This is a genomic window from Halomonas sp. AOP12-B1-6 (assembly GCF_052379225.1).
GTDB lineage: Bacteria > Pseudomonadota > Gammaproteobacteria > Pseudomonadales > Halomonadaceae > Vreelandella > Vreelandella casei.
In genome coordinates, this window is sequence record NZ_JBQSYK010000003.1 from 401,124 (window position 1) to 415,924 (window position 14,801).

General features: G+C 50.0%; 15 protein-coding genes. 8 read left to right on the forward strand and 7 right to left on the reverse strand.

Annotated elements, in window-relative coordinates:
• Window positions 1-27: 27 nt before the first annotated feature.
• The 3 genes from ACT3TR_RS10915 to ACT3TR_RS10925 are packed head-to-tail and all read left to right on the forward strand — an operon-like array spanning window position 28 to window position 2,947.
• Window positions 28-969: an ABC transporter substrate-binding protein gene (locus ACT3TR_RS10915; protein ID WP_096282310.1), complete on the forward strand. Its 942-nt coding sequence runs from the start codon at window positions 28-30 to the stop codon at window positions 967-969.
• Window positions 963-1,967, forward strand: a complete 1,005-nt coding sequence (locus ACT3TR_RS10920; RefSeq protein ID WP_096278609.1) for a FecCD family ABC transporter permease — start codon at window positions 963-965, stop codon at window positions 1,965-1,967. The genes ACT3TR_RS10915 and ACT3TR_RS10920 overlap by 7 nt, the downstream gene beginning before the upstream one ends.
• Window positions 1,964-2,947: a FecCD family ABC transporter permease gene (locus ACT3TR_RS10925; protein ID WP_096278607.1), complete on the forward strand. Its 984-nt coding sequence runs from the start codon at window positions 1,964-1,966 to the stop codon at window positions 2,945-2,947. Before ACT3TR_RS10920 ends, ACT3TR_RS10925 begins: the two co-directional genes overlap by 4 nt.
• Here the strand turns inward: ACT3TR_RS10925 and ACT3TR_RS10930 are convergent.
• On the reverse strand, window positions 2,944-5,085 hold the full coding sequence (locus tag ACT3TR_RS10930; RefSeq protein ID WP_444625201.1) for a TonB-dependent receptor: 2,142 nt from the start codon (window positions 5,083-5,085) through the stop codon (window positions 2,944-2,946). The genes ACT3TR_RS10925 and ACT3TR_RS10930 overlap by 4 nt on opposite strands.
• Window positions 5,086-5,360: 275 nt before the next feature.
• On the opposite strand from ACT3TR_RS10930, the gene ACT3TR_RS10935 reads away from it, so the two are divergent.
• The 4 genes from ACT3TR_RS10935 to ACT3TR_RS10950 all read left to right on the forward strand — a co-directional run bounded on the left by ACT3TR_RS10935 (window position 5,361) and on the right by ACT3TR_RS10950 (window position 8,060).
• Window positions 5,361-6,191, forward strand: a complete 831-nt coding sequence (locus ACT3TR_RS10935) for an ABC transporter ATP-binding protein (RefSeq protein ID WP_441684518.1) — start codon at window positions 5,361-5,363, stop codon at window positions 6,189-6,191.
• A gap of 439 nt (window positions 6,192-6,630) precedes the next feature.
• Window positions 6,631-7,050, forward strand: coding sequence for a hypothetical protein (locus ACT3TR_RS10940; RefSeq protein WP_444625200.1), 420 nt, complete (start codon window positions 6,631-6,633; stop codon window positions 7,048-7,050).
• A 39-nt stretch (window positions 7,051-7,089) separates the two neighbouring features.
• Entirely contained in the window at window positions 7,090-7,551 is a 462-nt protein-coding gene (locus ACT3TR_RS10945; RefSeq protein WP_444625199.1) for a DUF5681 domain-containing protein, read from the forward strand.
• A 266-nt stretch (window positions 7,552-7,817) separates the two neighbouring features.
• Window positions 7,818-8,060 carry a hypothetical protein gene (locus ACT3TR_RS10950; RefSeq protein WP_444625198.1) on the forward strand — a complete coding sequence of 81 codons (243 nt, stop codon included), beginning with the start codon at window positions 7,818-7,820 and terminating at the stop codon, window positions 8,058-8,060.
• Between the two features lie 202 nt (window positions 8,061-8,262).
• Here the strand turns inward: ACT3TR_RS10950 and ACT3TR_RS10955 are convergent, their stop codons facing one another.
• From ACT3TR_RS10955 to ACT3TR_RS10965, 3 genes are all read right to left on the reverse strand, one after another.
• Window positions 8,263-8,601 carry a type II toxin-antitoxin system RnlB family antitoxin gene (locus ACT3TR_RS10955; RefSeq protein ID WP_444625197.1) on the reverse strand — a complete coding sequence of 113 codons (339 nt, stop codon included), beginning with the start codon at window positions 8,599-8,601 and terminating at the stop codon, window positions 8,263-8,265.
• A 4-nt stretch (window positions 8,602-8,605) separates the two neighbouring features.
• Complete coding sequence (locus ACT3TR_RS10960; RefSeq protein WP_444625196.1) at window positions 8,606-9,679, reverse strand: type II toxin-antitoxin system RnlA family toxin; 1,074 nt, start codon at window positions 9,677-9,679, stop codon at window positions 8,606-8,608.
• A 567-nt stretch (window positions 9,680-10,246) separates the two neighbouring features.
• Window positions 10,247-11,011: a hypothetical protein gene (locus ACT3TR_RS10965; RefSeq protein WP_444625195.1), complete on the reverse strand. Its 765-nt coding sequence runs from the start codon at window positions 11,009-11,011 to the stop codon at window positions 10,247-10,249.
• A 224-nt stretch (window positions 11,012-11,235) separates the two neighbouring features.
• Between ACT3TR_RS10965 and ACT3TR_RS10970 the strand changes: the two genes are divergently transcribed.
• A complete protein-coding gene (locus ACT3TR_RS10970; protein ID WP_444625194.1) occupies window positions 11,236-11,451 on the forward strand; it encodes a hypothetical protein in 216 nt (71 codons plus the stop codon).
• 62 nt (window positions 11,452-11,513) lie between these two features.
• Here ACT3TR_RS10970 and ACT3TR_RS10975 read toward each other — a convergent pair whose 3' ends face one another.
• From ACT3TR_RS10975 to ACT3TR_RS10985, 3 genes are all read right to left on the reverse strand, one after another.
• Window positions 11,514-11,702, reverse strand: a complete 189-nt coding sequence (locus ACT3TR_RS10975) for a hypothetical protein (RefSeq protein WP_444625193.1) — start codon at window positions 11,700-11,702, stop codon at window positions 11,514-11,516.
• Window positions 11,703-11,957: 255 nt separating this feature from the next.
• The gene (locus tag ACT3TR_RS10980) at window positions 11,958-12,641 is read right to left on the reverse strand and encodes a DUF2290 domain-containing protein (RefSeq protein WP_444625192.1); all 684 of its coding nucleotides are present in this window, start codon (window positions 12,639-12,641) and stop codon (window positions 11,958-11,960) included.
• Window positions 12,638-14,797 (reverse strand): DEAD/DEAH box helicase, encoded by a 2,160-nt coding sequence (locus ACT3TR_RS10985; protein ID WP_444625191.1) that lies wholly within the window; start codon window positions 14,795-14,797, stop codon window positions 12,638-12,640. The genes ACT3TR_RS10980 and ACT3TR_RS10985 overlap by 4 nt, the downstream gene beginning before the upstream one ends.
• Window positions 14,798-14,801 lie beyond the last annotated feature (4 nt).

Below are 14,801 nucleotides of genomic sequence, written 5' to 3' on the forward strand. Positions count from 1 at the left end.
CTGAACGCTCACCGCCATTACCGCAAAATGTTACGGTGCGTGCTACTGGCGGCCTGTGCAACGCTGGCTTACGCCATTGCCGAGGCTAGCGAAGAGCAGCCCACTACGCCAGCCCGCATCGTCACGCTGTATCAGGGCGCGACCGATAGTGCCGTCGCCCTAGGTATTACGCCCATTGGTGTGGTCGATTCCTGGCTAGAAAAACCCATGTATCACTACCTGCGTGACGCGCTTACTAACGTAGAGCACGTAGGCTTAGAAACTCAGCCCAACCTAGAAAAAATTGCCTGGCTCGCGCCTGATTTAGTGGTTGCCAGCGATTTTCGTCATGCCCGCGTAGCGCCGCTATTGAGCGCTATCGCCACCACGGTGACGGCGCCTAACGTGTTCGGCTTCAGAACAACGCTTACCATGATCGCCAATGCCACCGGGCGAGAGGCACAGGCAAGCGAGCTACTGCAACGCTGGGACGCTCGGGTTGCTGATTTTCGCCAGCAGATAGCCGCCCAAATGGGCAATGAATGGCCGCAAAAGGTTGCCGTCATTCGCTTCAAGAGCGACCACGTTCGCATTTATACCAGTGGTTTTGCGGGCTCCATTTTAGATGAACTGGGCTTTGAGCAACCCGATACCCTACAAACCCAGGGCTGGGGTATGAAGCTTTCCAGCACTGAAAATATTCCGGCACTGGATGCCGACGTCATCTTTGTACTGCTAGAGCCAGACGATGCCGCCATTGCTAATAATTACCGCCACTGGTCTTCTCACCCGTTATGGCAACAATTAAGCGCCGTTCAAAACCAGCGCGTGTATGAAGCCGAACCCGTGAGCTGGATGATGGGCGGCGGCATACTGGCCGCAAATGCCATGCTAGATGAACTCTATAGCCATTATGGGTTGACGCAACCGCTGCCCCGCCAAGCCTGCCGCGCTCTTGCCGCCACTAGCGTGGAGCAAACGACATGCTGAACAGCCGCACTGCAAAAAGCCTGGGGCTTTTACTAGCAGCCTTGACGGCACTTGCGGCCTTTTTCGCTAGCGTTATGCTCGGCACCACCGACATTCCGCTGGCATCATTAGCGGCCGCAGTTCATCACTATGACCCCACCCAAATCGATCACATCATTTTATTCACCGAGCGCTTACCCCGCGCGGTGATTGCCACGCTGGTCGGCGCCAGCTTAGCTATTGCCGGGGCGCTCATGCAGACCATGACACGCAACCCGCTGGCATCACCGGGGATTTTGGGGATCAACGCAGGTGCAATGTTTTTTGTGGTGGTCGCGGTTTCCTTCCTACCGCTGCGTACACCCGCTGACTATGTGTGGGCCGCACTGCTAGGCGCGCTTGTCGCCGCGGCGCTCGTGGTCATTCTCAGCAGAGGCCGTCACGGCGAGCTTTCGCCTCTTCGCGTTGTGTTAGCGGGCGTTGCCGTCACCGCTATGTTTGTCTCGTTCAGCCAAGGGCTGCTGGTGATGGATCAGCAAAGTTTTGAAAGCGTCCTTTACTGGCTGGCGGGGTCGGTGTCAGGGCGCGACCTTTCGCTAGTCACGCCGCTATTGCCTCTTTTCGGCGCTGCAATGCTGCTGAGCGCGCTGTTAGTGCGCCACGCAAACGCATTAATGCTAGGCGACGACATGGTTACGGCACTGGGCATGCAGGCAACCACGATCAAACTGCTGTTAGGGCTTATCGTGATTGTATTGGCAGGCAGCTCTGTTGCATTAGCAGGCATGATTGGTTTTGTGGGCCTGATCGTACCCCACATGGCGCGAGGCATCTTTGGTATTGACCATCGCTGGCTGTTGCCCAGCTGCGCGTTACTCGGCGCTTGCTTGCTGCTGCTGGCCGACGTGGCTTCACGGTTTTTAATGCCGCCGCAAGAAGTGCCGGTGGGTGTGATGACGGCCCTCATTGGCACGCCCTTCTTTATTTATTTGGCGCGACGCAAGATGACTAGCCAATGACTAAATCCACCGTGCTTTTGCTAAGCCTGTTACTAGCGGCTAGCGCCGGTCTTTCGCTATGCTTAGGTAGCTTTCCAACGCCGCCGCTCGAGGTACTGGGCGCCCTGACCGCGCCGCAAAATAGCGACATTACCTTTATCATTTGGGAATTGAGGCTGCCTCGCATTGCGCTGGCAATACTCGTTGGTGCTGCCCTGGCGATGGCGGGAGCTATTCTGCAAAGCATTGTGCGCAACCCGCTGGCGTCTCCGGATGTGATTGGCATTACCAGCGGCGCGGCGTTAGCGGCAGTGCTTTTTTTAGCGTTACTGAGTACCCATTTTAGTCTTCACTGGCTGCCTTTCGCGGCCATGCTAGGCGCACTGATATCAGCGCTGCTGGTGATTAGCCTCAGTTGGAAAAACGGCATCAACCCATCACGCTTGGTGCTGGTCGGTATCGGCCTTGCAGCAGCCACTGGCGCAGGTACCACGCTGTTGATTGTGATCAGCGATGACGCCGCCGCCATGACCGCCTACGTATGGCTAACCGGCAGCCTGTATGCCGCGCAATGGAAGGATGTAGAAGGAATATTGCCGTGGCTATTGGTGCCTGTGCCCATCTGCTTGGCCTTTGCGCGTCATGCGGATGCCATGGCATTGGGTGACAGCGTTGCCGAAGGGCTAGGAGTGCCGATTTTGCGCAGTCGGATGATATTACTCGCCTGTAGCGTAGCGCTAGCCGGTGCCGCGGTGGCCTTCGCCGGTGGCTTAAGCTTTGTGGGCCTGATTGCGCCCCACCTAGCGGCTAGGCTGGTGGGGCGTAATATGGCACGGCTAGTGCCCGCCTCTGCGCTGGTCGGCGCGCTGATCGTACTGTACGCCGACTTGCTTGGCAGAGTGGCCTTCTTACCGAAAGACCTGCCTGCGGGTATTTTCGTAGCAGGCATCGGCGCGCCCTTCTTTGTCTATCTACTGCATAGAACGCGCCGACAGCGTTAGAAATCCAAACGATAGCCGAAGGTAACGGTTCTGCCACGCCCTGCAAAATAACGCTCGTCGTTAACCAGCGCGCTTTGCGAATAGTAGGTGACGTACTGCTCGTCTAACAGGTTGGCAACGCCCACGCTGACCTGCCCGACCGGCAGTTTATATCCCAGCGCCGCATCCATTAACAGATAGCCATCAAACTCACGATCTTCCTCGTCAAAGGTTTCATCAAAGGCATAGTTTGCCTGTACAAACGTCGAGAGTTCATCCGTCCAATTCGCTGACCAGCTGGCGACCAGGCGATCCGGCGACACATCAAGCCCTGACAGTTGGGAATCTAGGCTACCGTCCTCATTACTGTCAAAACGCCCTTCCATACGTGAGTAGGCCACGCGGCCGGAATGCTGCTCGGTAAATTGATAATCCACCGAGGCTTCCAGCCCTTTAATCTCGGTTTCCTCGCGGCTCAAAAAGAAGACATCATCGATTTCCGTCAGGCGGCTGCCGAACTCAGAGGACGATTCGTAATAGCTTAGCTCAGCCGCTAAGCGCCCGTTCTCAAAACGTACGCCGGTCTCAACATTATCGGTGACGATGGGGCGAAGGTTATCAATGCTATTGACCGACTGTCCGGGTGTCGAAATACCACGCAGTGCACGCCCTACATCTGGGATCACAAACCCTTCGGAGTAGTTGGCGAAGAGGCTCCAGTTATCAACGGGTTTCCACACAACCCCGGCGTTATACAGCGTTTCATTGAAGCTGGGGGCACCACCTTCGACCTCAACGCCATTGTTAGCCGCAACGGTCTGGTAGCCACCGATATCTAGCTTGGCATATTCATAACGGGCGCCAGCGGATAAAAGCAGCGAATCGATGGGCCTAAACTCGGCTTGAATGAAAGGCGAAAGATCGGTGTACTCTGTCGACGGCACATAGGTACGGTCAGATTGATACAGGTACTGCTCCGTTTCATCAAACAGTGTATCAAAGCCGCCGGTCAGCGTGAGCCGGTCGCTAAATAGATCATCCTTAGTCAGCGATACTTTGGTACCAAATTTGCTAGTCGTCGCCAACGTTTGATCATAAAAACTACCCACTGGCGCAATAGCAGGGTCTTGGAAGGTCCCGGAGTTGGTCGCGCCAAACAGTGCCTCATAGTCCTGGTAGAACACCTGAGCACTTAAGCGCATCCCAGCGAGATCGTAGTTATCGTAACTCAGCCCCGTCGTCCACACGCGGTTATAAGGCACATCGCCCTCTGGGGTTCCACGCTCAGAGGTGGTCACCACACCGTTGGCACGGTCACCCGTCACGCTGACGTAATTATTTTGCCCTTCAATATCAAAGTGATTCAGGGTCAATTGCAGGCGCTGATTATCATCGATCCAGTAGGCCACCTTGCCCAAAAAGTCATAGGAGCGAGAGTCCATCAGATCGCCCTGCGTGTTATCGACGCCGACAGCATCACCGCTACCGTCGAGGAAAAGCCCCTGCCTCTCGACGCTCGCCGAGAAGAGATAATCGATATCGCCGGTATTACCACTCACGCCATAATTCGTTTCATAGCTCAGCGTGTCGCTATCCAGCTCGCTGGTAGGGGTTGTCACCCTAATTTCTGCATGCTGGTTGTAAGAGCCTGGCTCCAGGCGCTTGGTAATCAGGTTAATCACGCCGCCAGCCGCCCCAACGCCATTGGTGGCGTTGGCACCTTGAATGACCTCAATTTGCTCAACCATGGAAAAATCGATGGTATGTGCTTCACGCCCTGTGGGACGTAGCGGATTAGACTGGGGAATACCGTCAATCAAAATCAGCGGGGTGCGTCCGCGTAGCGTCTCGCCGCTGCCACTCATCTTCTGGCGGCTAGGCGAATAGGACGGCAGCAGGTTGCTTAATACTTGCGATGAATCGCTGGAAATCTGCAGCTGCTGGTCGATTTCCTCTTTAGTGATAATGCGCACCGTTTGGGGAGAATCGTCTTTCGTGGCATTAGTCCGTGAGGCGGTCACGACCATTGTTTGATCGGCGTCACCACGGCTACGTTGTGAATCTGATACAGCCGTATTCTGCGCGTGGGCCTGACTCATAGCCACCAAACCAGCGAGTGTTACCGTTGGCCAAAACACTGGACGATTCTTAATGCGCATGTTCTTTTTATACCTTTGGAGTGAACGATCGAGAGAAAGCGTAATACATATACAAATGATAATGATTGTATTATGCATATAAACGTATTCAGGTCTACCAAACCTGAACGCACCGTTCACTTTTTTGCAATCATCTTGCTTGCGTTTATGATTCGCTACTCTGTAGACGATGGCACTACCTAGTAAGCGCCCACTAACGTAAAGTGTTAAATATTGAAAATGAGAATGTTTTACCTTACGGTGCTGCCTGCCTAGGCCATGCAATGAGCCCACCCGTGACCGACCTTTCAGACCAACAGCCTCGATTAACCGGCGAAGCCATATCGGCTGGCTACGAGACTCGCCCCGTATTAAAAGGCGTGGATATCGCCATAGCGCAAGGCAAGTTAACGGTGCTTTTAGGGCCTAATGGCAGTGGCAAATCGACGCTTTTAAAAACGCTTGCACGAACGCTTAAGCCCAGCGCCGGCCACGTGCATTTAGATGGTAAGGACATTCACCACAGCAATACGCGAGACGTGGCGAAACGGCTTGGCATACTCCCCCAAGGGCCCATCGCCCCTGAAGGGCTAACCGTTAAACAGCTAGTTGGTATGGGCCGCTTTCCCCATCAGACGCTGTGGCGCCAGGACACTAAGCAGGATGCCGAGGCCATTCGCGAGGCAATGGCTTACACCAACGTTACCGAGTTCGCCGACCGCAACGTGGATGCGCTTTCTGGTGGGCAGCGCCAACGCTGCTGGATTGCCATGGTGCTAGCGCAGAAAACCGATTTAATTCTGCTCGATGAACCCACCACCTTTCTTGATTTAAAGGTGCAGGTCGATCTTCTAGAGCTGCTATCTCGCCTCGCCCACGAACATGGTCGCACCCTGTTATTAGTGCTCCACGACCTGAACCTGGCCGCCGCCTACGCCGACCATCTAGTCATGATGTGTGATGGCCGCATAGTCACCAGCGGCCCGCCCAGCGAGATATTTACCGCCGCAAACCTAAAGCGCGTATTTGACCTAGATGCACGCGTGCTCCACGACCCCGAAAGCGGCAGCCCGGTATGCGTACCGCGCAAGCAACCTGCCCGCGGGCTTGCGCCAATCCAATCGTAAATAGCTGACTATTTGAGCGTCATTGATGCCTGCTAATAACCTGCTAATAAAAGCAACTAAGGGTATTGAAACAGAGAGGAGGGATTACCGGGGCAACTAGAGATTTTGAGCGTTAACAGCCCTAACGGACCTGCTGTTAGCAGTTACTGAAAAGGGGGATGCGGGTTCTGCTAATAATGAGCGGTAAAGCACAGGACGTAAGATGAGCTGCTATTTGAAATAGACAAGTATAGAAATGGTGGGCCCAGTCCGACTTGAACGGACGACCAAGGGATTATGAGTAACATGTGTGATGGTTTTACCCTGCTAGACCCTACCCTACCAATCTTTTAATTTACTTATTAATCAATTGATTGCGATTTTACCCAGATTTACTAACCTCTGCTAAACTTTACCTGTTGTGCCTACATGATGCCTACATAGCAGGGAGAACAACAGAATGGCTAAGCTCACGAAAAAGAGCGTCGAGGCGTTCCGGTGCCCCGAGGGTAAACAGCAAGCGTTTCTATGGATTAGAGCCCATGCAAAAGGCCTTTCAGATAAAAATCGCTCAGCTTTTATCAACCATGCCCTAGCTTCAGAAGATGTCCAAACCCTGTCCGCAATGCTTGGTGCACCCGGTTACTTGAGCGGCCTTAAGGAAGTATATCGGACAGCCTACACCCGATCCTTTCACGAGCAACAGAATCCCAACTTAGTCAAACGCCTTGATGCCACCAAACGTGCTTTAACTATTATTGATAAATACTCGCCCCTTATCTGGAGCGAGGTAACCAAAGCTGTTGGCGCCAACTGGGATGAAGTGAATCACATCAAGAAAGCAAAAGATGAGGCAGAGCGAGCCTTCCAGGCGGTTTAATTAAGCTCTTTTTTACCTGCAAAAAACAGGAGCGGTGCCATGTCTACGACAGAACATCTTTGGAAACCGGGACAATCTGGCAACCCTAATGGGCGCCCGAAAGGGACTTTAAACAAGAAGACTCAAATTGCCGCTGCATTAATGGAAGATGGCAAAGAAATTGCCCGCGTGGTCTGCGAGAAGGCACTTGAAGGAGATATGCAAGCGGCGAACATTGTCCTAAGCCGTTTACAGCCACCTTTGAGGTCACGGGCTGAACGAGTCAACTTCAAACTTGATACTGACGCTCCCTTGACTCAACAGGCAAGGCAAGTTCTTGAGGCTGTATCGAAGGGCGACATTGATCCTGAAACAGGAAAACTATTAATCGACAGCATTAGCGCCTTCGCCAAGCTGCGTGAGCAGGATGAACTGGCCACGCGCCTAGAGCTGATTGAGATGACTCTTAACCGAGCCCATGCTGTTCAGCCCCCGTCCCTGCCTGTGGGAGTACCCAAATGAACAACATGCCAATTCTTCGCTATGAAGACCACAGGGGACTCCGGATTTATGCGACAACAGACGACCCTGACCAATATATTTTCAAGGTCGGAAAACTTACCCATCTAATTACGCAAACAGGCCCCCGCTGCACCCCGCAACAACTGTATGCGGCAGTGCTTAAGGGAATCGAAGAAGCAAAAGCGCAACTTCAGCGGGAACGCCCCCATCTCTTTGAGGATAATTGTTTTGGGCAGTTCGCTACCGTAATTGCTTGGAGAGGTGAAATGAAAGGCGAAACACTGCGCCGCTTAGAGGCAGCCGAAGGTGGGCTAGGGGGATTAGACCGCTGGGCACGCGAGCAAAGTTATGAGGACACACTGGTAAGTTCTTTCTGGCTCCAGGCTGAAGGCCCGGACCACATGACGCGGGTGCGAGCACTTATCAAGCTGGCGGATATTTATGGTATTACGGCCCCCGACCCTATTAGAGACGGCAATGGTGGCGTCGTGCTCATCGATGCTACCTAAACTGGCACAGGCGGCAATCGGTTCGCCGTCAGTACGCTACCGGCAGCGAGGACTGCAAAGCCAGTAAACTTGCAGGACTAAAAAATAAGTCTGAATAAATGTTTCAAGCAGACTATATGATTGTAGTTTTTGGGAGGTTTCGGCACTTGGAAGTATCTTGAAAGCGCAACGTAAGCAATTGCACTAGCGCGTGGTATTTCGATCAGTGTGTGAACTTTTCGATTTCATTAGATGAGAGAACACTTCCGAGGAGGAACGTTTTGTCAGTTTTTGCAAATGAATTCTGTTCGCTTTTGATGTTTTGATTTACATCTGATTCTACCGCGAACGAGGCTTTATCAAACTCATGACCTGTGAAATCAATAGACGCAAAGCGATTCTCTGCCAAGCCGTTCACGGCTAGCAAATCAAAAAGCACATTACCCTTAAAGCCAATAGCTTCAAGTTCATTAGCTAACTGTTTTAACTGGCGGAGGGGATGGAACTCAGCTGTGGCTGTAACGACAGCTATCCCACCGACCACACGAATTTTCTGAATCATAATTTCACATTCTAGCCGTGTAGAGGCTATCAATCGCCTGGTAGGCGTCTTTAGACAGGCTGATAGCCTTGTCTAGCGTATCAATCATCCGGCTACCATCTGCAAATTCTTCCATATGGAACAAGGTATGCCGGTTTTTCCTATAAAAACTGTAGCCCCTATTGAAGGCATCTTCCATCTGAGGATGTGCCACTAGTGCGCTAAACTCAGATTTCAAAGAGCAGATGCCTCCGCGATTGTCGAAAAAATCGCCAAATCCATGTTCTGCGTCTTCTAGTGACATGTTGTAACCGCTCATCAATTCCTTGAGTACGCCTTCAAGTGCACGAAGATCAGGGTAGAGCAGTAAGCAATAATCAGGGAGCTTGGGCGCAGCAAGCTTAACACAGCAGCTAGAGATCAACAGTTTCTTTACGCTCTCTGGCAGGTGGTCATAGCTGCGTGTAAACACCGTCTTTAGATAATCCTCGGCCATCTCCTTTCGAACTATTTCTGCGCTGCTGTCATCTTTACGGTACAGGACTTGCTCCAGCCCTTTGAGATCTAACAGGTCTGTCAGAAGAAAAATGATACGGCGATAGCAGGATAAGGGCTTTCCTTGAATCTGTAGGACTTTGGTTCCTCGGTGATGCGTCAGCGTTAATTTATCTTGGTGCGCAATGCTTTTCAGGGTTACTTGCTTGCATTTATCTTCGTCCCGCGTCACGTCACATTCAATATCTTCTGATTCAGTAACACAGTCTAGGATTGGGTCAAATGCATCTGTGGTTATCCCCTGAAGGGAATAGTTCACATTTTCAAATTCTGCTGGGTCTATTGTGCCTTTCAGGTAAACCGCTAGAACTTCACCAAGCAGTTGATTCCTTCCAAGTTTCCACTGGATGGTCGTGGTGCCGGTGTTATTAAGGTGCAGGTCAACCATCGCAAATTCTGCCCCTCCGGAGCCAAAAACGACTCTTTTCCGGTTGTCCAGCTTTTGGATTTGCCCGTCTAACTGATATCCATGTGACTCCAAGAAGCTCTGAATGTTCGCATCAAGGGTTTCGCGATTAAGGTTCAGTTCTTTGTAGTCGGACATCTTCCACTCCTGTGACCAGATATACAGCCCCAATGTAAGCGGAAGTAAGCTTAGGACAGTAGCGCCGTAACGTTGATAAAAATCACGAAAACCTTATGGCTCGAGACTTGGTATGGTGGGCCTTACTGGACTTGAACCAGCGACCAATCGATTATGTGTTGAGTGTTCTAACCAGCTGGGCTACTGGACGCCATACTGCAAGCTGCTTGCCTACATTACGACTACATGATCGGAAATAACGATGGCTAAATATTTATAGATTATTGATTTAATTGGTGGGCCCAGTCCGACTTGAACGGACGACCAAGGGATTATGAGTTGGCTACTATAACAATAAGTTACTGACAAATAAAGGAAAGTAGCCGTAATTTAGAAAAAGGTACAGTTGTTTAGAATCAGTAATTTAGCGAAGTTAGAGGATAGCATGCGAAGCTAGTGTGTGTACCGTTGGTGTACCTTTAGGACGTAATGTATAGCACTTTTTCTGTGCCACCCAGTGTAAACTCCGGATCTGGCATCGAGATAAGCTTCCACTGATTCCATATAAGTGTGAGGTAAAAGGGGGCGTCACTTGGACTGCTTCTTGGGCACTAGTAAGGCGAGATCCTTATAAAGCCCGCACTCATGCTTGTTTGAGCTTAGCGCCGAGCCAAACTGATGCTGTAGGTGTGTTAGTGCCTGTGATGCTGTTTTATCGCAATATTGAATCATCTTGTTTGGAAGCAGACTGCCTTTATCAGCAGAGGCATAAATGAGATCAATGTGGCTAGGCAAATAATGTTTTTCTAAATAAGGCACCGTGCGAGAATTAAAATCAGCCAGCTTGTCTGCTTCGCTATCTACAACCATTCCTACCAAACCACCGCATGCTGGCTGCTGGACGTGATCCAAGGCTAACTTCCAACCAATCAATTCGGGGTTGATACCCAGCATCGGCTCTTTAATTAAATATACAGCTAGGTTTGCAAATGGAACCTCTTTTATTCCTGGAGCTAGGTCGCCGGTGGTCACATAGATAGAGGTGCAGGCATATCGTATATCCTCAATAACTTTGTAATTGGTGTCTACCGCGATTAGCCATTTGTACTGCCTTATAAGCTGGTTATCTGAGGAGAACGAAGCCTTGCCATCTCGGCTTGGGATAGAAACTTCTACTTTGTCTTTACCTGATGTTCGCTCGTAGCTTCTCACAGTCCTTGTATACTTGGGATCAGCCCCTTCTATCTCTACTGTGTGCCCGTCGGTATGACAAATAATCTGATCCGTTTCATGAGAGAACTGAAAATATGTCCATGTATCTCTTGGCTTTGATTTTTGCTTTTTTCGAGACATTTACTTCTCATTTTGGTTAAGCTGGAGCATTCGATACTAACCAGGTCTACCAAATTTTGCTAACTTCAGCAGGGGGTAGAGCGTCGCAAAGTTTGAGAAAGAACGCCGCTTGTTTAGAGAATAGGTTGAAACGGAATTTAAAGAGCGTTTGAACGCGTAGAAATATTTGCTTAGAGATCTGTCGTGACGACATGGTGTGGGTTGTCTATCCAGGAGACAACACCATGAAACGATCAGTATCCTATAAGGGCTATATCATCACTGTTGAGTTTGTCGGCTTTGAGCCTGGCTACGGCGCAAGAGTAAAAATCAGCACGCACGATGGGTTAGAGCTGACTCATGCGGCCTGTGGTGAGCCTTATTACTACCGCACTAGAGCCGAGGCTATAGGCCAAGCGCTTATCTTGGGTCGTAAGATAATCCATAACAGAGAGTGGTAAACTAGCGTGGTTAACGCCTTCGATGTTACAGCCCTTAGGTGGTCACTCCCGTCTATCGATACTCAGTCAAGGTTCTCTACTGTTACCTTTCCTGTGACCTTGTCTTTGTGTACCTGTTGGTTGAATTCGACCTGCACAAGATCAGGGCCTCGCCTTTTTAGGCGATAGAAATCTAGCCCTGAAAAACCCAGTTCATCGCCACCATCAAACCCTTCGAGCATTTCCTTTAATTGGCCTACTGTAATTTGCATGAATACCTTCCTATCTACGTGATGCATGAAAAGCCGATCATACCTCCCAGCTTAGGCCTTCAATAGTCTCGCAATCTGGGGGTGACGTCGGGCAAACGCATGCCGGCCCCACACGGGACATCATCGCATCGGGAGGAGAGCAAGTGATCCGTGTCCCCAAAAATAATATGTACAAGCTCTCTTAAATTCCTAGCTTTCCACTTCATGTCAAGTCAATTCACCACCACCTGCTACTGCCTTAAAAACTAGGAGCCATCACGCTCTTGGTTCATAAGGGATTACTATATGCATGAGACCAGACTCATTTTCAGTGATAGATGTTGGAAATTTTATTGTGTGATTCGGCAAATCACTGACGAAATCATGTGTCTTTGTCTGGTAAAAATTCCGCAAAATAAACTCAACAAACCACCGTGGCGTCAACGGCGCCGTCACAGGTATTCGACAGCCCTTTACATCACCCAGCGTAAGATGACTTTTGGCATGAACCACATCGACATGAACGCCTTCTCGCCCATCAAAATCGAAGCGCAAAGGAAATGGGACGATTCTTCGTTGAACGATCTCCATAAACAGTTCATCGCGCATGTATGCATCCGAATCATCTTGAAATGGCAGCAGGTTTGGCGAAGGGTAAAAAGCCAACCTGTGCTGTAGCAATTTATCACCATCTAGTCGGTACATCATCTGAAGCAATGCACCATCGACAAGTCTCATGTTATATGAACGCTTGCCAGCCAACTCACGATAAACCTCAGCGTATTCAATATCACTCAGCGCAATGGAAATATGTTCCGCCCCGCCGAACGTAATCTCTGCCTTACTGCCTGCTGACCGAACAGCTGAAAAGTTTGAGTCGTCACAAACTCCCTTACTAATCAATTCAGCAATGAGACCATCAATATCTTTTTTTATGCTTGAAGGAGTAAGTGCTGTCATTCACTGCCTCCAAGAAGTCTCATAATTTTCTCACGAGTCGCCTCATCAAGATCTTCGGGGTGTAGTTCCCCTTTTTCTAGATCACTCAGAAATTCCTCGAGCTGCCCTTTCCGGTGCTCGAGGCGCTGACGTTCCTGCGGAGACAAATCACGGTGAACTATGCGCAGCTTTCCTAGCAAAGCATCATCAGGATATTCGAAATCCAAAACAAAGCCGTGCTGCTTCAAAATGGAAAACTCGTCAATCAGCCCTTGCATCCTAGGGCCATACCCTATTACACGAACCCATGCTTTACTTCTAGTAATCGCAGTAAATAAACGGTTGCGCAAGCTAGCAAGTCCTGGACCAGAACTATTACAGTCCTGAGCATTTATGACATAGACCATGCCCGCTTCATTACCTTTTGCTCGGTAAATCCCTGTGAAGGTAACTGAAGGCGTTCCGGTCTGGAAGAAAACATCAGCATCCGTATCGACACCAGCCAAATGGGTCTGAACACCCACGTTGAAAAGCTGCTTCCGAATGGGGCCAGTACAACGGCGGGCCGTCTGAGGGTCAGGGTGAATGATGACGATATCGTCATGACGAAGCTCTTGCTCAGCTAAGTTCTCCTGAACTTGCTGTACAAGCCACGCATTTTGTTCTGCCTCGTCCTCAAATTTTATGAACTGAACAAGATCGTCAATCTCTGAATGCTGTTCTAAGAACCTAGGACTATTTTCTTTTGTACGCTCAAGGACAACATGCTGCCCTTTCGTTAGTTGCCCCCTCTGGACTTGGTATCCAATCTCTTCCCATAACGCTGGGTAGTCAAACATCTGAACCAAGCCAGTTTCCGTGCCTTGTGGGGCATTCCTGTAAATCCCGAAGCCAAGACCATGAGCAGCCACTAAGACAGGACGCGAATTTCGGTAGCATTTCTGCAAAATCACGTCTCGTTTGCGGTCATCTCCAAACGTCACTAATGGCTGCCCGCGAGAATCGGTGCCGAAAATTTCTTCAGGTGGCGGAAGCGATATCCCAGATAGATTCTGAAGCTCATCATATGCGTAGACGAGTCGTTTTGGAGTCTTCAGCATGGAATAGCAAAGCTTCAGAAAGCTTGGGGCAAAATCTTGTGCTTCATCGGCAAGAATAACATCGTACAAATGAGCAGCATCTGAAGCATTTACCAACGCTTCTTGGCAGGCTCCATCAAAAGCTTTATCACTCCCCCCAAACCGCTGAGCTGCGCTCCTGAAGTCTAGAAACTGTGTTCCTGTCGCACGGCAATACTCATAATACATCCCATCTCTTGTATCTCCTCCCGGCGCCCCCCAGGCATTGACAACTCTAATTTTTGTCCAATCGGGTTCCTCACCACTCTGTTCGATACAAAAATTGTTGATCAACCGGCGAAACTGCCCTTTGAGGGATCGTGTATGGAAAGTTACAGCAATGCGCCAATTTGGATACTGTGTATGTAAATAAGCGGCCTTAAGTGCCAGAACTATGGTCTTTCCAGAACCGGCTAACCCTCGTATTCTCTGAACCCCTTCTACTGTTTCAATAACAGCTTTATTCTGTCGATGATCCAATGTGGCGATAGAGTCTTCAAGATGCTTGAGCTTGGCACCACGCGAATCAGGTCTAATAACTTCTCGTTTGGAACGACTTTTACGAATGCTGCTAAGGCTCTCGATAGCCGACAATGTCATTCGGTAAAGTTCATCACTACTATCTGTCCAATCTAGCTCATCCAGTACAGCAGCAAGGCCATGTTCGTTGACAAGCGGATAACCCTCAACGGATAAATCTTCGACATTTGTGATCGCTGGAGCGAACGAAATTACGGAAAGTGGGACAAGCAATTTACGGCCTTTTACTAGCTCACGGTGCAGCTTAAGTCGGGCCTCAATCTTGTTAGCCAAGTCATCTTGGCGTTCATCATAGCTTCCTACATCAGCCCCCTCTATCAGATCAAAAAGCACAATTCCTTTATTGGGACTTATCAAGGTTGCGTCTATCGAGTATTTACCATCTGGTGTAGCAATCAACGGATAGCCTGTAAAAGCCTCACCTTGAATACCATATAGAGCTTCCAGACTGTGCTCTAAGACATCCGTTGTAACTGGTTTTTTATTCACGCCGCGCGTGATGGTTACTTTTTCATTCATTATT